General features: G+C 72.6%; 19 protein-coding genes and 1 tRNA gene. 8 read left to right on the plus strand and 12 right to left on the minus strand.

Going from position 1 to position 19479, the window contains the following annotated elements; translation table 11 throughout:
* Nucleotides 1–64 precede the first annotated feature (64 nt).
* A complete protein-coding gene (locus EDF50_RS08025; RefSeq protein WP_123519056.1) occupies nucleotides 65–277 on the plus strand; it encodes a DUF2945 domain-containing protein in 213 nt (70 codons plus the stop codon).
* Nucleotides 278–336: 59 nt separating this feature from the next.
* Nucleotides 337–573: a hypothetical protein gene (locus EDF50_RS08030; protein ID WP_123519057.1), complete on the plus strand. Its 237-nt coding sequence runs from the start codon at nucleotides 337–339 to the stop codon at nucleotides 571–573.
* On the opposite strand, the gene EDF50_RS08035 is transcribed toward EDF50_RS08030, so the two are convergent.
* The gene (locus tag EDF50_RS08035; RefSeq protein ID WP_123519058.1) at nucleotides 566–1813 is read right to left on the minus strand and encodes an MFS transporter; all 1248 of its coding nucleotides are present in this window, start codon (nucleotides 1811–1813) and stop codon (nucleotides 566–568) included. The two genes, EDF50_RS08030 and EDF50_RS08035, sit on opposite strands and share 8 nt — an antisense overlap.
* A gap of 87 nt (nucleotides 1814–1900) precedes the next feature.
* On the opposite strand from EDF50_RS08035, the gene EDF50_RS08040 reads away from it, so the two are divergent.
* Complete coding sequence (locus tag EDF50_RS08040; RefSeq protein ID WP_123519059.1) at nucleotides 1901–2593, plus strand: TetR/AcrR family transcriptional regulator; 693 nt, start codon at nucleotides 1901–1903, stop codon at nucleotides 2591–2593.
* Between the two features lie 39 nt (nucleotides 2594–2632).
* Here the strand turns inward: EDF50_RS08040 and EDF50_RS08045 are convergent, their stop codons facing one another.
* On the minus strand, nucleotides 2633–3487 hold the full coding sequence (locus EDF50_RS08045; RefSeq protein ID WP_123519060.1) for an ABC transporter permease: 855 nt from the start codon (nucleotides 3485–3487) through the stop codon (nucleotides 2633–2635).
* Nucleotides 3484–4533: an ATP-binding cassette domain-containing protein gene (locus EDF50_RS08050; protein WP_123519061.1), complete on the minus strand. Its 1050-nt coding sequence runs from the start codon at nucleotides 4531–4533 to the stop codon at nucleotides 3484–3486. The genes EDF50_RS08045 and EDF50_RS08050 overlap by 4 nt, the downstream gene beginning before the upstream one ends.
* Nucleotides 4534–4738: 205 nt before the next feature.
* Here EDF50_RS08050 and EDF50_RS08055 point away from each other — a divergent pair, with 205 nt between their 5' ends.
* Nucleotides 4739–8239 (plus strand): bifunctional proline dehydrogenase/L-glutamate gamma-semialdehyde dehydrogenase, encoded by a 3501-nt coding sequence (locus EDF50_RS08055; RefSeq protein WP_123519062.1) that lies wholly within the window; start codon nucleotides 4739–4741, stop codon nucleotides 8237–8239.
* 99 nt (nucleotides 8240–8338) lie between these two features.
* Here the strand turns inward: EDF50_RS08055 and EDF50_RS08060 are convergent, their stop codons facing one another.
* The 5 genes from EDF50_RS08060 to EDF50_RS08080 all read right to left on the minus strand — a co-directional run bounded on the left by EDF50_RS08060 (nucleotide 8339) and on the right by EDF50_RS08080 (nucleotide 14966).
* A complete protein-coding gene (locus EDF50_RS08060) occupies nucleotides 8339–9547 on the minus strand; it encodes an alcohol dehydrogenase catalytic domain-containing protein (protein WP_123519063.1) in 1209 nt (402 codons plus the stop codon).
* A gap of 195 nt (nucleotides 9548–9742) precedes the next feature.
* Complete coding sequence (locus EDF50_RS08065) at nucleotides 9743–10726, minus strand: NAD(P)-dependent oxidoreductase (RefSeq protein ID WP_123519064.1); 984 nt, start codon at nucleotides 10724–10726, stop codon at nucleotides 9743–9745.
* Nucleotides 10723–13482 carry an alpha/beta fold hydrolase gene (locus EDF50_RS08070; RefSeq protein WP_233570451.1) on the minus strand — a complete coding sequence of 920 codons (2760 nt, stop codon included), beginning with the start codon at nucleotides 13480–13482 and terminating at the stop codon, nucleotides 10723–10725. The genes EDF50_RS08065 and EDF50_RS08070 overlap by 4 nt, the downstream gene beginning before the upstream one ends.
* Nucleotides 13479–14501 carry a 3-oxoacyl-ACP synthase III gene (locus EDF50_RS08075; protein WP_233570453.1) on the minus strand — a complete coding sequence of 341 codons (1023 nt, stop codon included), beginning with the start codon at nucleotides 14499–14501 and terminating at the stop codon, nucleotides 13479–13481. The genes EDF50_RS08070 and EDF50_RS08075 overlap by 4 nt, the downstream gene beginning before the upstream one ends.
* A 183-nt stretch (nucleotides 14502–14684) precedes the next feature.
* Entirely contained in the window at nucleotides 14685–14966 is a 282-nt protein-coding gene (locus EDF50_RS08080) for a hypothetical protein (protein WP_123519066.1), read from the minus strand.
* Between the two features lie 64 nt (nucleotides 14967–15030).
* On the opposite strand from EDF50_RS08080, the gene EDF50_RS08085 reads away from it, so the two are divergent.
* Nucleotides 15031–15276, plus strand: a complete 246-nt coding sequence (locus EDF50_RS08085; RefSeq protein WP_123519067.1) for a hypothetical protein — start codon at nucleotides 15031–15033, stop codon at nucleotides 15274–15276.
* Nucleotides 15277–15306: 30 nt separating this feature from the next.
* Here the strand turns inward: EDF50_RS08085 and EDF50_RS08090 are convergent, their stop codons facing one another.
* Nucleotides 15307–16455 carry an FUSC family protein gene (locus EDF50_RS08090; protein ID WP_148076789.1) on the minus strand — a complete coding sequence of 383 codons (1149 nt, stop codon included), beginning with the start codon at nucleotides 16453–16455 and terminating at the stop codon, nucleotides 15307–15309.
* Nucleotides 16456–16487: 32 nt separating this feature from the next.
* Between EDF50_RS08090 and EDF50_RS08095 the strand changes: the two genes are divergently transcribed.
* The gene (locus EDF50_RS08095) at nucleotides 16488–16985 is read left to right on the plus strand and encodes a MarR family winged helix-turn-helix transcriptional regulator (RefSeq protein ID WP_123519069.1); all 498 of its coding nucleotides are present in this window, start codon (nucleotides 16488–16490) and stop codon (nucleotides 16983–16985) included.
* 34 nt (nucleotides 16986–17019) lie between these two features.
* Here EDF50_RS08095 and EDF50_RS08100 read toward each other — a convergent pair.
* Nucleotides 17020–17092, minus strand: a tRNA-Thr gene (locus EDF50_RS08100).
* Nucleotides 17093–17238: 146 nt separating this feature from the next.
* On the opposite strand from EDF50_RS08100, the gene EDF50_RS08105 reads away from it, so the two are divergent.
* The gene (locus tag EDF50_RS08105; RefSeq protein WP_123519070.1) at nucleotides 17239–17421 is read left to right on the plus strand and encodes a hypothetical protein; all 183 of its coding nucleotides are present in this window, start codon (nucleotides 17239–17241) and stop codon (nucleotides 17419–17421) included.
* A 34-nt stretch (nucleotides 17422–17455) separates the two neighbouring features.
* On the opposite strand, the gene EDF50_RS08110 is transcribed toward EDF50_RS08105, so the two are convergent.
* Together EDF50_RS08110 and msrB are read right to left on the minus strand one after the other, a co-directional pair.
* Nucleotides 17456–18001, minus strand: a complete 546-nt coding sequence (locus tag EDF50_RS08110) for a nitroreductase family protein (protein ID WP_123519071.1) — start codon at nucleotides 17999–18001, stop codon at nucleotides 17456–17458.
* Nucleotides 18001–18402 carry a peptide-methionine (R)-S-oxide reductase MsrB gene (gene msrB, locus EDF50_RS08115; protein ID WP_123519072.1) on the minus strand — a complete coding sequence of 134 codons (402 nt, stop codon included), beginning with the start codon at nucleotides 18400–18402 and terminating at the stop codon, nucleotides 18001–18003. The genes EDF50_RS08110 and msrB overlap by 1 nt, the downstream gene beginning before the upstream one ends.
* Before the next feature lie 91 nt (nucleotides 18403–18493).
* Between msrB and EDF50_RS08120 the strand changes: the two genes are divergently transcribed.
* Nucleotides 18494–19474, plus strand: coding sequence for a DUF2332 domain-containing protein (locus tag EDF50_RS08120; protein WP_158612665.1), 981 nt, complete (start codon nucleotides 18494–18496; stop codon nucleotides 19472–19474).
* Nucleotides 19475–19479: the final 5 nt, after the last annotated feature.

Here is a 19479-nt window from a genome sequence, read left to right on the forward strand (position 1 = left end):
CGTCCACGCCACCACCGCGCGGCACCGGCCGGCGGCGGACGGATCGACACACCAAGGAGGCGCGATGTCGTTCAGCACGGGAGACCACGTCACCTGGAACACCCCTCAGGGCGAGACCCACGGCACGGTCGTGGAGAAGCGCGTCAAGGAGTTCCAGCTCGACGGACAGAAGTTCAAGGCCTCGGACGACGAGCCCTACTTCGTCGTCGAGAGCGACAAGAGCGGGGCGAAGGCCGCCCACAAGGGCTCGTCGCTGAGCCCCAAGAAGAAGAAGTAGCACCAGCCGCACCACACCCACCACCGCCCCGCCCCACCCCACCCCATGAGGAGAAGACCATGGCCGACCTGAACGACGTGCGCTGGAACGACGAAGCGCGCGACAAGATCCTGACCGACGCCGACAACGTGCTGCGCGACGCCGTCCGCGACGCCGCGGCCGCCCATTCGGGCGAGTCGTGGGAGGAGTCCTTCAAGGCGATCAACGACGCCGTCAAGAACCGCTTCATCGACTACGAGCCCGGCCCGGACGTCCGCAAGTACGCCGAGGCGATCGAGCGCGGCGACTTCAGCTGAGCCGTGCCTCCTGGCCGGCGTCGACCCGTCGCACCCGTGAGCTGAGCGCCACGGCAACCGCGACGGTGACCACGAGGCCCGCCAGGGCGGCGAGAGTCGCCGGGGTGCCGATCAGTTCGGTCAGGGGTCCGACGACGACCTCGCCGACCGGCACCCCTGCCAGCGACGCCAACGTCAAGCAGGAGAAGACGCGACCCAGGTAGACCCCCGGCACCTGCCGTTGCACGACGACGTCCAGCGGCACCGTGAAGACCTCGAGCCCGACGCTCGCCGCGAAGAGGCCGAGGCTGATCCAGAAGAACCAGTGCAGCGGGTCGAACACGACCGGGTCGGTGCCGTAGGCGAACGACAGCAGCACGAGCGGCAGGGCGAGCGCTGCGGCACCGAGACAGGCCGCCCAGAGGCGGAGCCGCCCTCTCAACGCCCCCGCCCAGAACGCGCCCGCGATCAATCCGAGCGTCTGCACCGCTCCGGCGAAGCCCCAGAGCAGACGCCCGAACGACTGGTCGGCGACCAGCGGGCCGACCACCTGCACCCCGCCGGCGAAGGCGAGCTGGAACGTGAACGCCAGGGCGGCGGTCGCGACGAGCCAGCGGGTGCGCCAGACGAAGCCGAGCCCGCTGCCGAGATCCTCGAGCACCGACGTCCCTCCGGAGGCGCGGGCTCCGTCACGAGGCAACCCCACGAACACCACGGCCGCGACCACGAAGACGGCCGCCCCGGCGGCCAGGGCCACGCCCGACCCGGCGGTCGCGACCACGGCACCGCCCACCGCCGTGCCGATCACGAGTCCGACGTTCATCCCGACGCGGCTGAGCACCGTCGCGTCCCGTAGCTGGTCGTCGGTCACGGTCTCCCGCAGCAGGGCGCTGGTGGCGGGGCCGAAGAAGGCGGCCGCGGCGCCATTGACCGCGCCGACCGCCGCGAGGGTGGGCAAGGTCTCGGTCCCCGTCATCATCAAGGCGGCCGCCGCGACGAGCGACGCCGCCGACAGCCACGACGACGCGATCGCGACGGTGCGCTTCGAGAACCGGTCGGCGAGGGCACCGCCGACCAGCACCAGGGCGATGTTCGGCACCGACCGGGCGACGACGACGAGCCCCAGGTCGACGGCGTCGGCCCCCAGATCGATGGCCGCGAAGACGATGGCCAGGGGCGCGAAGCCGCTGCCCACCCACGAGAACAGGCGCCCGACCCAGAGGGCCCGGAAGGCAGGCGTTCTCAGCAGCGACCACGGCACCGCTGAACTCTATGCCGACGCACCGTGTACGGCCGCCGCGTCCTGAGGCGTCGTCATCTCGGCGGAGGACGACCTAGGCTGGCCCCGATGGACGCCCCCGAGCCCGACACGACCCGCGCCGACGTCACCGACGCCACGCCGCTCGGCGTGGTGCGCGAACCCGGTCGGTACCGCAAGGGCATCGCCAAACGCGAGGCCATCCTGGACGCGGCCCTGCCGGTGTTCGGCAAGGTCGGGTTCCACGGCGCCACCCTGCGCGAGATCGCACGGCGGTGCGGCGTCTCGCACCAGTCGCTGATGCACTACTTCCCGACGAAGGACGAGCTGCTGATGGCCGTGCTCCGTCGGCGCGACGAGCGCCTCCGACGACACTTCGACGACGACGGGGGCATGAGGGTCGACGAGCTCGTCGCGCTCGCCGAGTACAACGTCGACGTGCCCGTGGTCATCTCGCTGTTCATCACCGCGTCGGCCGAGGCCACCTCGCCCGACCACCCGGCGCACCAGTACTACGCCGACTACTACGAGCGCATCGTCTCGTCGACCTCGGCCTACCTCGGACTCGCCCAGGCCCGCGGCTGGTTGCGCGACGGCTACACCGCCGAGTCCGCGGCCCGCGTCGTGCTGGCCGTGCAGGACGGGCTGCAGCTGCAGTGGCTGTACGAGCGCGACGCCGTGGACGTCCCGGCCCTGATGCGCCTCGTGATCGGGAGCGTCCTCACGGTGCCGACGAGCGAACTCGACGCCGCCGTGCGCGAGGCGGCCGGGCGCGCGGGCTGACCCGCGCCTCCTCGGTTGCCGCCTGCGGGCAGGCGCCCGCTACTTCGCGCTGATGCGCTGGAACTTCCGGATGCAGAGCGGCACGAAGACCACGAGCATCACGGCGATGCCGAGCAGGACGGTGGCGTAGGGATGCTGCATCGTCCAGATGTCGGGCACCGGGGTGTCTCCCAGGTTGCCGAACGAGGTGCGGGCCGCCTGCACGAGCGACGACACCGGGTTCCACTCGGCGAAGACCCGCAGCACGGTGGGCAGCGTGTCGCTGGGGACGAACGCGTTGGAGACGAACGTCAACGGGAACAGGATCATGAAGGACGCGTTGTTGATCGTCTCGGGCGTCTTGACGCTCATGCCGAGCAGGGCCATCACCCAGCTGAACGAGTAGCTGAAGAGCAGCAGCAGCGCCACCCCGCCGACGAACGAGGCCGGCGAGGCGTCGACCCGCCAGCCGACCGCGAGCCCGGTGAGCATCATGATGACCATCGAGATCGTGTTGAGGACGAGGTCGCTGTTGGTGCGACCGATCAGCACGGCCGACGAGCTCATCGGCAGGGTGCGGAACCGGTCGATGATGCCCTCTTTCAGGTCTTGGGCCATCGCGGCACCCGAGAAGGTCGAGCCGAAGACCACGGTCTGCGCGAAGATGCCCGCCATCAGGAACTGCGTGTAGTCGGTGCCCTGGACGGCGATGGCACCGCCGTAGACCTGGCTGAACAGCAGGACGAACATGATCGGCTGCAGCACGGCGAAGATCAGCATGTCGGGTGAGCGCTTCACCTTGGTCAGGTTGCGCTTGGTGACGGTCCAGCCGTCCGAGGCCCAGGTGCCGACACCCGTGTCGGTCGACGGGACGAGCGTCTGCGCGAGGGCGGAGGTGGTGCCGGTGGTGGTCATGCCCGTGCCTCTCTCTTCTTCGCACCGCGCCGAGCACGACCCCGACCGCCGGCCGGGTCGTCGTCGGGGGAGCCGGGGTCGTCGTCCGTGTCGTCGTCGGCCGTGCGGTGGCCCGTGAGCTGCAGGAACACGTCGTCGAGGGTGGGGCGCCGCATGCCGGCGTCGTGCAGCTCGATGCCGGCCGCACCGAGGTCGGCGAGCGTTCGCTGCAGGGCGGTCGGGCCGTCGGTGACCGCGACCTCGAGTTGACGGCCGTCGGCCCCGACGGTCGGCTCGGAGTCGCCGTGCCGCCGGAGCACCTCGACCGCCTGATCGGCCCGCGCCTCGTCGACGAGGGCGACGACGAGACGGTGCCCGCCGACCTGGGCCTTGAGCTGGTCGGCCGTTCCCTCGGCGATGACGGCTCCACCGTCGATGACCGAGATGTCGTCGGCCAGGCGGTCGGCCTCCTCGAGGTACTGCGTGGTCAGCAGCACCGTCGTGCCGCCGTCGACGAGGCCGGTGATGATGTCCCACAGGGCGAGGCGGCTGCGGGGGTCGAGGCCCGTCGTCGGCTCGTCGAGGAACAGCACGCGCGGGTTCGTCACGAGCGCCCCGGCGAGGTCGATGCGTCGGCGCATGCCGCCCGAGAAGCCCTTCACCGGACGGTCGCCCGCGGCCGACAGGTCGAAGACGTCGATCAGCTCTCGGGCCCGGTCCCTGCTGACGCGGCTGCCCAGGTGGTAAAGCCGTCCGATCATGTCGAGGTTCTCGAAGCCGGTGAGGTTCTCGTCGACCGCGGCGTACTGCCCCGAGACGCCGATCGAGCGGCGCACCGCCTGGGCGTCCGCGACGACGTCGAGCCCGGCGATCGTGGCCGTGCCGGAGTCCGGCCGTTCGAGGGTGGTGAGCATCTTGACGCCGGTCGTCTTGCCGGCACCGTTCGGCCCGAGCAGCGCCTTGACGGTGCCCTCGGGCACGATCAGGTCGAGCCCGGTCAGGGCGTGGACCGGGCCGGACTTCGACCGGTAGGTCTTCGTGAGGCCGCGGGCCTCGATCATCGCCATGGGTGCTCCCGGTACGTGGGACCCGTCCGTCCGCAGACGGGTCGGTCTCGGCGGCCGCCGTGCACCGCCTGGACGCGCCCAAGGTAGCGCTGTCCGGCCTCCGCCGCCAGTGCCGATCGGCCCCCTGTCGAGAAGGAGGCGCGGCGCACGTCACGGTCTCGTGTCAAACCTTGCCAGGTGGCAAGTTCCGCCCTACATTCATCCCATGACCACCATCGACGAGACGGCGGGGCCGTCCACCGCTGAACAGCTCCTGCCCGTCGGCATCGGCGACGACGCCGTCGCCCTCGCCCGTCGCTGGGCGCACGAGGCGTCCGGCGCCCCGAGCACCGGCTCGGCCCACCTGCTCGCCCAGGTCCTGAAGGACGAGTCGGGACTCGCCTTCACGATCGGGTTCGTCGACCGGGTCGTCCGGCCGGAAGACCTCGGCGTCGCCGCCCGCAACCTGTCGACCCTGGCGAAGCAGGCACCCGCCTTCCTGCCGTGGCACATGCGCTCCGCCGTGCGCCTCGGCGGCGTCATGGCGCCCGTGCTGCCGGGCGTGGTCGTGCCGATCGCCCGTCGCGTCCTGCGCGGCATGGTCGGCCACCTCGTCGCCGACGCCCGCCCCGCCAAGCTCGGCGCCGCCATCGCGAAGATCAAGAAGGACGACACGCGGCTCAACCTCAACCTGCTCGGCGAGGCCGTCCTGGGCGACACCGAGGCCGAGCACCGCCTCGCGGGCACCCGGGCGCTGCTCGCCCGCGACGACGTCGACTACGTGTCGATCAAGGTCTCGTCCATCGTCAGCCAGCTCTCGATGTGGGCCTTCGACGAGACCGTCGAGCGCGTCGTCGAGAAGCTCACCCCGCTGTACGAGCTCGCCGCCCGGTCGCCGAGGCCGAAGTTCATCAACCTCGACATGGAGGAGTACCGCGACCTCGACCTGACGATCGCGGTCTTCACGCGCCTCCTCGACCAGCCGCAGCTGAAGGGCCTCGAGGCCGGCATCGTCCTGCAGACCTACCTGCCCGACGCCCTCGGCGCCCTGCAGCACCTCACCACCTGGGCGACCGAGCGGGTCGACGCCGGCGGGGCCGCGATCAAGGTGCGCATCGTCAAGGGCGCGAACCTCGCGATGGAGACCGTCGACGCCACCGTGCACGAGTGGCCGCTCGCGACCTACGGCACCAAGCAGGACAGCGACACGAACTACAAGCGCGTGCTCACCTGGGCCTTCACTCCCGAGCGCACCCGCTCCGTGCGCATCGGCGTCGCCGGCCACAACCTGTTCGACATCGCCTTCGCCCACCTGCTGGCCGAGGCCCGCGGCGTGAGCGATCGGGTCGAGTTCGAGATGCTGCTCGGCATGGCCGAGGGGCAGGCCGAGCTGGTCAAGGCCGACGTCGGCGGACTGCTGCTGTACACGCCCGTCGTGCACCCCCGCGAGTTCGACGTCGCCATCAGCTACCTGATCCGCCGCCTCGAAGAGAACGCCTCGAGCGAGAACTTCATGTCCGCCGTCTTCGAACTCGCCTCGAACGAAGCCATGTTCGAGCGCGAGAAGGGTCGGTTCCTCGCCTCGCTCGCCGAGGTCGACGGCGACACCCCGGCATCACACCGCGTGCAGAGCCGCCTCGACGCCGCCCAGGCGCTACAGCCCCGCGCGGCCGGCAGCGGCTTCGACAACGAGCCCGACACCGACCCCGCCCTGGCCGACAACCGCGCCTGGGGTCGTGAGATCGCCGCCCGCTCGGCCGACTCGCGCCTGGGCGTCGAGCTGATCGAGTCCGCCCGGGTGACCGACGAGGCCACCCTCGACGCGATCGTGGCCGACGCCGTCGCCGCGTCCGCCGACTGGGCGGCCCGCGGAGGCGCGGGTCGGGCCGCGGTCCTGCGCGAGGCCGCGGCGACGCTGTCGGCCCGCCGCGCCGACCTGATGGAGGTCGCGGCGAGCGAGACCGGCAAGACCGTCGCCGAGGGCGACGTCGAGGTCAGCGAGGCGATCGACTTCGCCAACTGGTACGCCCATCTCGCCGAAGAACTCGACCAGGTCGACGGGGCCACCTTCATGCCCGAGCGGCTGACCCTGATCACCCCGCCGTGGAACTTCCCCCTCGCGATCCCCGCCGGTTCGACCCTGGCCGCGCTCGCGGCGGGCAGCAGCGTCGTGATCAAGCCGGCCGGGCAGGCGAAACGCAGCGGTGCCGTGATGGTGCAGGCCCTCTGGGACGCCGGCGTGCCCCGAGAGGTGCTCAAGCTGGTCGACGTCGACGAGGGCGACCTCGGTCGTCACCTGGTGTCGCACCCGTCGGTCGACCGCGTCATCCTCACCGGCGCCTTCGAGACCGCGGCCCTGTTCACGAGCTGGCGCACCGACCTGCCCCTGCTCGCCGAGACCAGCGGCAAGAACGCCCTCATCGTCACCCCCAGTGCCGACCTCGACCTGGCCGCGTCCGACGTCATCAAGTCGGCCTTCGGCCACGCGGGCCAGAAGTGCTCGGCGGCGAGCCTGGTGATCCTGGTCGGCTCGGTCGCCACCTCCGAGCGCTTCCGCCGACAGCTCGTCGACGCCGCGTCCACCCTGCGCGTCGGCCTGCCCTCCGACCCCACCACGCAGATGGGCCCGATCGTCGAGCCGGCCCACGGCAAGCTCGAGCGGGCGTTGACCACGCTCGGTGCGGGTGAGACCTGGCTGGTCGAGCCGAAGCAGCTCGACGACTCCGGGCGCCTCTGGTCGCCCGGGGTGCGCGCCGGCGTCGCCGCGGGCAGCGAGTTCCACCTCACCGAGTACTTCGGCCCGGTGCTCGGCATCATGACCGCGAAGACGCTCGACGAGGCGATCGAGCTGCAGAACGCGACCGACTACGGCCTCACCGCGGGTCTGCACACCCTCGACCCCGCCGAGCTGTCGACCTGGCTCGACCGCGTCGAGGCGGGCAACCTCTACGTCAACCGCGGCATCACGGGCGCCATCGTGCGGCGCCAGCCGTTCGGCGGCTGGAAGAAGTCCTCGGTCGGTGCCGGGGCCAAGGCCGGTGGACCGAACTACCTCGTGCACCTCGGCTCGTGGCGGCCGACGGCGCTGACCGAACCGCAGGAGGCGCGCCCGGGTCGCGAGGCCCTGGCCGTCCTCGAGGCCGCGTCGCCGCTGCTCGGGGCGTCGGGTGCGTCGGCCTCCGACGACCTGCGAGCCGCCGCCGCCAGCGACGAGCACTTCTGGGCCACCGAGTTCGGCGTCGCCCGCGACGTGGGCGACCTCGGCCTCGAGCGCGACCTGCTGCGCTACCGCGCGTTGCCCGTCACGGTCCGCGCCGCCGACGGCGCGGCTCCGGTCGACGTGGTCCGGGTGCTGCTCGCCGGTCTGCGTGCCGGCGCGCCGCTCACGGTGTCGTCGTCGGTCGAGCTGCCCGGCGCTCTCGTCCGGGCGCTCGGCCTCGCGGCCTCCGACGTCGTGCGCGAGGACGACGCGGCGTGGCATGACCGGGTGCGTGCGGGTCGCCTGTCGACCGAGCGCGTGCGGTTGGTGACGGACGCGGGCGGCGTGGCCGGCGCCTCCTCGGCTCTGTCGGACGCCCTCGGCGGCGACCCGGCGGTGGCCGTGTTCGCGGCCCCCGTCACGCCGACCGGGCGCCTCGAGCTGCTGCCGTTCCTCCGCGAGCAGGCCGTCGCCATCACGGCGCACCGCTTCGGCAACCCCGACGACTGGAGCGCCGCCGTCATCTGATCCGGCGACGACCCGCGTCATGGCACCGCGTTCCGTGCGGCACACCCCGTCGAGACAGGGAGCAGAGCACGGAACGCGGTGTCGTGTGATGCGGTGCCGTCAGCCGGCGACGACCTCGACCTTGGTCCAGCCGGGCTCGCGGCGGTCGAACGCCTCGTAGGCCTCGATCGCCGAACCGATGCCCTCGTGCTCGGTGATGAACGCCGTCGGGTCGAACTGGCCCGAGGCGACGAGGTCGATCAGCGGCGGGGTCACCGAGTGGTGGTCGCAGTTGCCCATGCGGATGGTGAGGTTCTTCAGCATCGCCTCGCCGAACGGGAACGACGTGACGGTCGGCGAGTACACGCCGATGACGCCGATGCGGCCGTACTTCGCGACGACCTCGACGGCCCAGCGCAGAGCCTGGGTCGGCGCGTTGCCGGGAACCCACTGGTCGCCCTGCGGGTTCGCGTCGGGGGCGACCTGCTCGACCTCGGCCGCGAACTCGGCGGCCGTGTCGGCGTCGGGGGCGGCCGGGCCGTGGCTCGCGTGCTGGGCGTCGACGCCGACCGCGTCGATGACGGCGTCCACGCCCGCACCGCCGGTGAGGCGCTTGATCGTCTCGACGGGGTCCTCGTCGTCGAAGTTCACGATCTCGGCGTTCTGGGCGAGGGCCTGGGCGAGGCGCGTCTCTTCTCGGTCGACCACGATCACGCGGCTGGCGCCCTGCTTGAAGGCCGAGGCGATCGCGAACTGGCCGACCACGCCGGCACCGAAGACGGCGACCACGTCGCCGCGGGTGACCCCCGCGAGCTCGGCTCCGAACCAGCCGGTCGGGAAGATGTCGCTCAGCAGGATCGCCTGCTCGTCGCTGACCGTGTCGGGCAGGCGGTGCATGGTGTTCTGCGCGAACGGCACGCGCACCTGCTCGGCCTGCAGGCCGTTGACCGGGCCGGTCGAGGCCGGGCCGCCGAAGAAGCAGGTGCCGGCGTCCGGGCCGTTGGGGTTCGCCACGTCGCACTGGGCCGTCTGGCCCTGGCGGCAGTAGCGGCAGGTGCCGCACGACACCGTCGAGTTGATGACGACCCGGTCGCCGGCGCTGAAGCCGCGGACGTCGTCACCGACCGCGGTCACGACGCCGACCGCCTCGTGGCCGAGGATCGTGCCCTCGGCCATGGGGGCCATCGTGCCGCGCACGAAGTGCAGGTCGGTGCCGCAGATCGCGCTGCGGGTGATGCGGACGACCGCATCGGTCGGGTCGACGATGGTGGGGTCGGCGACCTCGTCGAGTCGGATGTCGCCGATGCCGTGCCAGACGACTGCCTTCATGGATGGTCCTTCCGTCGAGTGGGGTGCCGGGTCTCCGCCGGCCGCCGCGGGCTGCTGCCACCGGCTGCTCCCGCTATCCGGGTGACGGTAGGCCGCGCCCGGCCGTCCGGGCCGGTCCCGGCCGTCGAGATGTCACGACGTGCCGCTCACCTTCGAACGTGAGCGGCACGTCGTGACATCTCGCGCGAGGCGGCCTCAGACGGCGGGCTGCCCCGCGGCGTACCAGGCGGCGAGCCGGCGCAGGCCTTCGTCGACGCTCACCGCGGGCGTCCAGCGGAGGTCGTGCTGCGTGCGCCGCTGGTCGAACCAGTGCGCGGTGGACAGCTGCTCGGCGAGGAACCTCGTCATGGGTGGTTCGTCGGTGCCCGGTCGCACGGCCCAGACACGCTCGACCAGTGAGCCCGCGGCGCGGGCGACGACGGCCGGCACCCGCAGGCGAGGGGCGGGCACCCCGGCGGCCGCGCAGATGCCGGCCATCAGGTCGGCGACGGTGCGGGGCTCGCCGTTGCTGATCACGTACGCCCCACCGCTGACGTCGTCGACGCGGTCGAGGGCCGCGGCGATGCCGGACGCCGCGTTGTCCACGTAGGTGGAGTCGATCAGGGCGGCGCCGTGATCGAGCAGGGGCAGGCGTCCGGAGCGGGCACGGTCGACGATGCGCTCGACGAGCTGCGTGTCACCCGGGCCCCAGACGAGGTGCGGGCGCACGGCCACGACCCGCAGGTCGGCGTCGGCCGTCCCGAGGGCGACGCGCTCGGCCGCGGCCTTGGTGCGGGCGTAGTCGCCGCGAGCGTGCCCGGGCGACGCCGGCAGCGCGTCGTCGCCGACGATGGATGCCCCGGAGTGAGCCACGGACGGCGACGACACGAAGACCAGTCGCGACACCGAGGAGGCGCGCATCGCCTCGACGAGGGAGCGCGTGCCCCCGACGTTGACGGCCTCGAAGTCGGCGGCGTCACCCGTGAGCGACACCTTCGCGGCGAGGTGGACGACGGCGTCCTGGTCGCGGACGGCGGCCGCGACGGCCCGGGGGTTCGTGATCGACCCGAGCACGTCGCGGGCACCCGGGACGCCCGAGGGGCGGCGTTGGAACGTCGTGACCTCATGCCCGGCGTCGGCGACGGCCCGGGCGACGGCGCCGCCGAGCAGCCCGCTCGCCCCGGTGACCAGCACCCTCACGGTCGGCGCATCCGGCCGCCGGAGAGCACCGAGGCCGCCCAGGCGGCGAGGCCGCTGCGGTCGATCTTGCTGTTGTGGCGCACGTCGGTCGGCAGCCGCGGCACGACGAGCACGGCCGCCACCGGTCGACCCGACGCCGAGGCCACGGCCGAGCGCACCGAGGCCGCCAGGGTCGCGGACGCCAGCCCCGGGCGACGAGCCGGAGGGACGGTCTCGGCCACGACGACGACCTGCTGCGTGCCGGCCGGGCCGACGCCCACGACGGCGGCGCGGGCGATGCCGGCCCGCGCCTCCACGGCCTGTTCGGACGCCACCGGTGTCAGCACGCCCGTCGCCGTCGTGATCACGTGGGGCAGGCGGCCCTCGACCCAGAGGCGGCCCTGCGCGTCGAGGTGCCCGACGTCGCCGGTGCGGTGCCACCGCGTCTCGGCGGTCGAGCCGAGGCGGCTGGTCCGATGCGTGAGCCAGAGGCGGTCGTAGTGGTCCTCGACGTGCGGCGCCGAGACGACGATCTCGCCGGTCACCCCGGCGTCGTCGGTGAACGCCGAGGAGGCGCGGCCCGCGTCGTCGAGAGGAGCGATCCGCACCGTCGTGGTCGCGCCGGGCAGCCCCACGCAGACGCCGCCGGCGTCGGGCGCGCCCTCGGCGACGGCGGCCTCGCGGTCGGTCGCCGCGGAGCGCACACCGTCGAGCGTGACGTCGGTCATCAGCAGGCCCTCGGTCATGCCGTAGGGCGTGTGGGGCGTGGCGTTCGGCATCAGGTCGCCGGCCGCGGCGAGCAGCGACTCGGAGACCGGTGCGCCCGCCGACAGGAAGGTCTCGACGCCCGACAGCGCGCGATGGCCGGCGGCATCGAGTTCGTCGGACGTCGCGACCACGTTGGTGAGCGCGGCGGGGGAGAGGAACACCACGGTGGCGTCGACCGCGGCCGTGGCGGCCGCGACGGCGCGGGCCGTCAACGTGCGGGGTTTCGTGACGTCCATGTCGGGCGTGACGCTGGTCGCGCCCAGGGCGGGCCCGAGCAGGGCGAACGGGGCGAAGCCGGCGACCAGGCCGGTGCCGGGGCCGACGCCGTACTGCTCGGCCAGGGCGTCGCGCAGGGCGGTCAGCTGGCCGTGGCGGTAGACGACGCCCTTCGCGGGACCGGTCGAGCCCGAGGTGAAGAGGATCGCGGCCTCGGCGTCGGCCGCGGGAGCCTCGGGCAGTTCGGCGAGGGCCTCGTGGGCGCGGCGCCCGAGTTCGGCGATCTCGGGCAGCGAGGCCTCGACGCCGAGCGCGCGGGCGGCGATCGGTGCCAACGTCGTGGTCGAGATCTTGCGGCCGGGCCAACCGAGGGCGGTCGCGGCGGTGAGCCCGGGCAGCTGGCCGATCACGTGTTCGGGCCAGGCCCCCCGGACGGCGCGGGTCAGGCCGCGCACGCCGAGACCGGCGTCGGCCACGACCACGACAGCACCGAGGCGGACGCACGCGTAGAGCACGGCGGTCAAGTCGGCACCCGGCTGCACGAGCAGCGACACCCGGTCCCTTGGCCGCACACCGTGCTTGCGCAGGCCGAGGGCGATCTCGTGCACGCGGCGGGCCAGCAGGCTCCAGCTGACCGAACGGGGGCCGTCGGCACCCGCGGGGGCCATCTCGACCAGCGCGGTGGCCGGGCTGTCGGCCAGGGACTCGAGGTACGACCAGAGCGGGCGGTCCTGCGGGGAGGCGACCCGCGCCTCCTCGGCGACGGCGACGGCGGCGGCTCCGGCCGGGGCGTCGACCGTGGCCGCGCCGTCGGGCAGTCGATCGCCCAGCCAGGTGAGCACGGCCCCGGCGTAGTCGACGTCCTCGGCGACGAGGTGGCCCGCGCCCTCGTAGCGGTGGACGTCGGCGTGCGGCAGGCGGTCGATCAGATCGTCGAGGTACCGGTCCGAGAAGATCGGGTCGCGCGGGCCCCAGAGCATCAGCGCCGGCACCGTGAGCTCGCGCAGGCCTTCGGCGATGCGGTCGAGCTCGGGGCTGCTGACGTGCTCGGCGTCGACCGGGATGTCGGCGACGAACCCGCCGATGCCACCACGGCGGTCGGCCTGGCGGTAGGGGGCACGGAAGCCGTCCTTGACCGCGGCCGAGAGCGGCGGGTGGGCGAGGCCGAGGGTCACGTCGAGGAACCCGGTCGTGCCGACGGTCGCCCGGCCCAGGACGCCGCGGGCGAGGGTGAGGCGGAGGGGGGCCGGGATCTTCTCGTCCTCTGGCTGGTGGATCGCCGTGTTGAGCAGCATGAGCCCGACGAGCTGGTCGGGGTGGTCGACCGCCCAGCCCATCGAGACGACGCCGCCCCAGTCGTGGCCGAGGGTGACGACGGGGCCGGCGATCTCGAGGGCCTCGGTCAGGTCGCCCAGGTCGGCGACGCGGCGGGCCAGCGTCTGCGGCGAGCCGGTGCGTTCGGAGAAGCCCATGTCGAGCTGGTCGACGGCGACGACGCGCCAGGCGGGGCCTCCGGCGGCGGCCGTCTCGACCGTGCGCGCGACGAGGCGGCGCCACAGGTACGACCAGGTCGGGTTGCCGTGCACGCAGAGGATGGTGCCGACGGGTTCGACGCCGAGGGCCGTCAGTCGGTCGCCGTTGTCGAGGACGTGCCAGGTGCGGGAGGCGCGGTGCGAACCCAGCCCGTAGGGCACATCGACGAGACGCGACCACGACGGGTCGAGCCCGTCGAGACCCGCGGGGGGACGTGACGCCGGCGCCGTGGCGGAGGCGGACCGCGGGAGCCGACTCACCAGGCGAGTTCCATCATCGCGGTGTTGATGCCCGAGCCGACGCCCATCAGCAGCACGCGGTCGCCCTTGCTGAGGGTCTTGCTCTCTTCGACGAGGGTGATGGGGATCGAGGCCGGGCCCACGTTGCCGAGGGTCGGGTAGGTCAACGGGACGAGCTTCTTGTCGATGCCGGCGGCTTTGACGAAGGCGCCGGTGTGCACGTCGCTGACCTGGTGCATGATGTAGCGGTCCATGCGCTGCCAGTTCCAGTCGCGCTTGGCTTCTTTCCAGGCCGAGACGACGAGTTCCATGCCGCGCTTGAGCAGCGCCTTGGCGTCGGTGAACATGCCGTCGACGCTTCCGACGCACAGGTCGTAGTTCTCGGTGGCGGCGCGGGTGACCCCGCCGACGATGCGGTGGCCCTCGGGGTGCAGGTCGGCCCGGCCGATGACGGCGGCGGCGGCACCCGAGCCCAGGGTCAGGCTGGCGAACTCGCTCATGAAGTCGTCGCGGCCGTAGCCCTTGGTCAGCAGGCGGTCGATGGTGTTGACCTGGACGTCGTCGGCGTCCTCGCCGTCGATGATGACGGCGTAGTCGATCTGGCCTGCGTCGATCAGCTGGGCGGCGAGGGTCATGCCGTTGACGAAGCCGAGACAGGCGTTGGCGATGTCGAAGTTCGTGGCCGACGAGGGCAGGCCGAGACCGTGGTGCAGGCGCACGGCGACCGAGGGTTCGAGGTGCGGGCGGGTCACCGAGGTGTTGATCAACAGGCCGACCTGGTCGGGGCGGACGCCGGCCTCGGCCAAGGCGCGCTTGCCTGCGTCGATCGCCGCTGCGTCGAAGCTCTGCTCGGTGCTCCAGTTGCGGCGCTCGTACACGCCCGCGACGCGCTGGAGCAGGCCCGTGGGCAGCTTCAGGCGCTTGAGCACGGGGCTGAGCTTCTCGTCGATGCTCTCGGAGGTGGTGACCCGATCGGCCATGGTGCTGGTGACCGACAGCAACGCGACGTTGCTGTGCCGGGTCGTAGCGTTTCCGTTCAACGGAACTCCCTGTCGAGTTGTGGCGGGGTGGGGCTGCACGCGCGCGCGGGGTCGCGAGCGGAGCCGAACGTCGTGGGCACCGGTTCGGTGCGTCCGCCAGTTTACGGCGGCGGACGCTGGGTGGTTGCCAGGTTGACGGGGCACGTCCATGCCGCGAACGGCATGTGGCGGGGAGTGCCGGCGTCAGGCCGAAGGGTCGCGGGGCAGCCGGACGATGCGACGTCGGTCGTCACGAGACCACCAGACGAGGTCTGCGACGGCCCAGGTGACGGCTCCCAGGCCGGCGGCGACCACGACCACGGTGACGACGGTGACGCTGCCCCCGCCGACCGTCAGGGCGGCGACGATGCTCGCGATCACGACGAGCGCGCAGAACGTCGTCACCAGGGGCAGGGCGATGCCGCCGCGTCTGGTCAGCAGCCAGTTCGGCACGTCGGGGTCGACGTGGACGTCGCGTCGTCGCACGGTGCCTCCTCGGCGGATCGGGGTCCCGGCGATCGTAGCCCGCGCACCTTGTACCCTCGGGTTCATGAGCGACCTGCGGCGACCCTGGTTCACCCTGACGAAGACCGGCGCCGTGGTGCCTGCCGTGTTCGAGGTGCTGATCGGCCTGTTCGGTCTCGTCGTTCAGGTGCTCAACATCGCCTCGGGTGTGCCGGTCCAGGCGCTGACCGTGATCATCCTGATCGTGGCGGTGTTGCTGATCGCGCAGGGTGTCGCCGACCTGGTCTGGTGGAGCAAGGACGGCCGCCGGGCGAGGGCGCGCCAGGTCTGACCCGAGCGCGAGGGCTGCCCGGTCCTGGGCTCAGGTGGCCACCTCGGCGCGGGGGCGCCGCAGTCGGTGGGTCGCGAGCAGCACGACGACCACGACGCCCACGCCGATCGCGGTGTCGGCCGTCCGGGTCGCCACGAGGGCGCCCACGTCGACGGGTTCGCCCCCGAGCGCCCGCATGCCGAGCGCCATGGGCGTGATGAACACCAGGGCGAGCCCGTAGTTGCGCACGATCAGCAGTTCGGTCGCGAACTGCAGGACGCCGAAGGCGACGATCAAGGCGGCGACCCCGGGGTGCCAGGCCAGCAGCAAGGCGGCGAGGGCCACCCCGACGAGGGTGCCGAGGAGGCGGTGGCCGGCTCGCACGAGCTGGCCCGCCGTCGCGCTCCCCACCACGGGCACCACGGCCGACACCATCGCCCAGTACGGGCTCTCGACACCGAGACCCAGGCTGAGCAGCCCGGCCGCGATCGAGGCCACCAGGCAGACGGCGGCGTGGACGACCGTCCGTCGACCGTCCAGCGGTCGCGGTCCGCGCCTCCAGCGGCGTCCGTCGACGGTGGCGAGCGCCCGACGGCCGCCCGGCAGCAGCACGCCGGCGAACGACGCGAGCAGGGCGAGCGCGAGACTCGCCGGCGCGACGACCGCTGCCACGGCGACGGTCGACGCGGTCGCGGGCACGAATGCCGAGACGCCGAGGCCGAAGACGAAGAAGAGCGGGCCGGGCGGACTCCAGCGGCGCAGGTCGGAGGTGGCCGAGGTGACGCCGGCGACCAGACCGATCGTCACGACCAGCACCCAGACCGGGGCTGACGAGGCGGCCAGTGCGGTGCCCAGCACCACGCAGGAGACGAGTGCGAGCCCGGCCTCGAGCTGCATCTCGAGTCGCTGGAATCGGGGCAGGCCGCGCCCGAACGCCGAGGCGAAGGCCCCGAACACCGCGTAGGGCGTCCACTCCACGTGACCGATCAGGGCCAGAACGACCATCGGCACGAGCACGGAGGCGGCGACTCGGGCCGCCGGACGGTGGGCGCCGTCGTGCGGGCCGAAGCGGAGCAGGTCGCGCGGGTGCGGCAGCAGGCGGTGGGCGGGGGTCGTGGTCGTGATGGGGCGGTCCTCTGGTCGACGCGGCGTGGGCGCTCGTCGTCGAACTGCTTCACGGGTGAATGATCTGACAGTCACTTTACCCGTGAACCATCGGTAGTCTCAAGGGCATGACCGATACCGGCCCCCGCGACGTGATGGACGACGTCCACGACCGGTGGCGCGAACTGCGGCCCGACCTCGACGTCTCGGCCGTGCCCGTCATCGGCCGGGTGAACCGTCTGGCACGCATCGTGCAGCGGCGCAGCGACGATCTGCTGGCCCAGTTCGGCCTGGGACGGGCGGACTTCGACCTGCTCGCGGCCCTGACCCGACGCGACGGCCCGATGAGTCCGACGCAGTTGGCCGACGAGACGCTGCTCTCGCCGCCGGCCGTCACCAAACGAGTCAAGGGCCTGCTCGTGGCGGGCCTCGTCCATCGGTCGGCGAACCCCACCGACCACCGCGGCTACTTCGTCGCCCCGACGGAAGCCGGCGGTCGCCTGATCGACCGGGTGCTCGAGGTGCAGCTCGCCGACGAGCGGGCGATGCTCGCCGCCCTGCCCGAGGAGGCGCGGGAGGCCGTCGCGGACGGCCTGCGTCACCTGCTCGTCGCCCTCGAGGGCTGAACGGCAGCCGCCCCGGGGAGCAGGGGTGGAAGAGAGCCGGCCACGGGACTTGAACCCGTAACCTTCCGATTACAAGTCGGATGCGCTACCAATTGCGCCAGGCCGGCGAGGCATGCCCATCTTACCCAGCCCGCGCCTCCTCACCCGGCGTCAAGCCTGCGGTCGGTGCAGGATTGGCGCTCCGAGGCCGAGAAGTGGTGAAGTAGAGCGAGCGCACCGCGCCCGCCAGACGCATCGACCAAGAGGAGCCCCCTTGTCCACGATCTTGACCGCGATCGGTTCGCTCGCCCTGCTCTTCGTCAGCTTCGCCCTGTTCGCCTACTCGTTCGGCACCGGCGAGCCCAACGCCGTCATCTTCTTCGCCGGCATCGTCCTGATGACGGGGTCGTTCTGGCTGCCCATCACGGTGATCGGCAACAGCCACAAGACCTGGTGACCCCGTCGGCGCCCTATCCCGGGGCGCCGACGGACTACGGCGTGCTGACGAACTGCTCGGGGTCGAGCAGCTTGCGCGGCTTGGGATCATCCCCCTCGCGCCCGCCGACGTACAGCCAGCCCAACAGCTGTTCACCCTCACGCAGGCCGTGCGCCGCCGCCACCTCGGGTGCCCGGGTCAGGACGCCGGTGCGCCAGAAGACGCCCCAGCCCTCGTCGTCGAGGACGAGCGACAGCAGGTGCGCGACCCCCGAGGCAACGGATTCTTGCTCCCAGTAGGGCACCTTGCGGCTCTCGCGCGGCGAGACGACGACCGCGACGATCAGCGGCGCCCGGAACGCCTTCTGCGTCAACTTGTCGCGGGCGTGGCCCTCGGCCCCGCCCGCGTCGGCCAGCGACCGGCCGACGATCAGGCGGTCGTCTCCGCGGAACTCGATCAGCCGCCACGGGCGCAACTCGGAGTGGTCGGCCACCGTCGCCGCCGAGCGCACCGCGTCGAGCAACTGCTCGTGCGTCGGCGCGACGTCGGTGACCTTCGACCGCGACCGGCGTCGGCGGGCGGCGTCGGCGACCGTGCTCACTACTCGGCGGCCGTGAAGTCGAGCGAGATGCTGTTCATGCAGTAGCGGTCGCCGGTGGGCGTGCCGAAACCGTCGGGGAACACGTGGCCCAGGTGCGAGCCGCAGTTCGCGCAACGCACCTCGGTGCGGGTCATGCCGAGGCTGTTGTCGTCGATGAGCTGCACGGCGTCGGGGTTCACCGACTCGTAGAAGCTGGGCCAGCCGCAGCCGCTGTCGAACTTGGTGCCGCTCTTGAACAGCTCGGCGCCGCAGGCGGCACAGGCGTAGGTGCCGGCACGGCTCTCGTCGAGCAGCTCGCCGGTCCACGGGCGCTCGGTGGCGGCCTCACGCAGGACGGAGTACTGGTCGGCGTCGAGCTCCTCGCGCCACTGCTCGTCGGTCTTCTCGATCTTGTACGCCACGATGATCTCCTCGCTTGTCGGGACTCCTCATTCAACACGGTCGACCGGCGCACGATTCCCCGGCCCCCACCGGGCTGCCAGACTCCTGCGTGTGAGCACCTCCGACCGGTTCCTGGCCGCGGCCCTCGCCTTCGACCGCGAGGGCTCGCCCTCGCAGGCCGAACTCGCTCGAGGCATCGCGGGTGACGCGACCGCGGTGGCCGTCGTCGACCGAGCCGAGGAGGCGCGGCGTCAGCCCGTCCTCGTCCTCGCGGTCTGCCGGTGGCTGGGCGCGCCGCTCGGGCCCTGGTCGGCGCTGCGGCCCTGGCTGCTCGCCCGCTCCGACGACGTCGTGGCCGAACTCGCCCGCCGGCTCACCCAGACCAACGACGTACGACGGTGCGCCCCGCTCTCGGTCGCCCTGGCCCGCGTGCCGGGCCCGGTCGCCCTGCTCGAGGTCGGCGCCTCGGCCGGACTCTGCCTCGGTGTGGACCGGTACGGCTACCGCTCGGGCGACCGCACCTGGGGTGACCCGTCGAGCACGGTGCAGGTGCGCATCGACGTCGCCACCGCGGTCGTGGGCGGGACCCGGCCTCGACCGGAGCTGCCGACGGGGCCGCTGCCCGAGGTCACCTGGCGCGCGGGGATCGACCTCGACCCGGTCGACGTCCGTGACCGCGACCAGGTGGCGTGGCTCGAGACGTTGCTGCCACCGGAGCGCGGCGACCGGCTCGCGCTGTCGAGGCGGGCGGTCGCGCTCGCCCGCACCGCGCCTCCTCGGCTCGTCACGGCGGACGCCGTCGACGGGCTCGCCGCACTCGCGGCCGAGGCTCCGTCGGACGCGACCCTGGTCGTCGTCTCGACGGGGACGCTGGTCTACCTGCCGGGTCGGCGGCGCCAGGCCTTCGTCGACGAGGTCGGCCGGCTCGGCGCGCGGTGGATCTCGTACGAACGCCGCGACCTCCTGACGGACGTGGTCGCCGAGGTGCCGCCAGGAGTGTCCGCCGACGACTCGTTCGCCGCACTCGCCCTCGACGGACGGGTGCTCGGCGTGGGGGACGCGCACGGCACGCGTCTGCACCTCACGGCGTGACGGCG

The organism is Frigoribacterium sp. PhB24 (genome assembly GCF_003755185.1).
Lineage (GTDB): Bacteria > Actinomycetota > Actinomycetes > Actinomycetales > Microbacteriaceae > Frigoribacterium.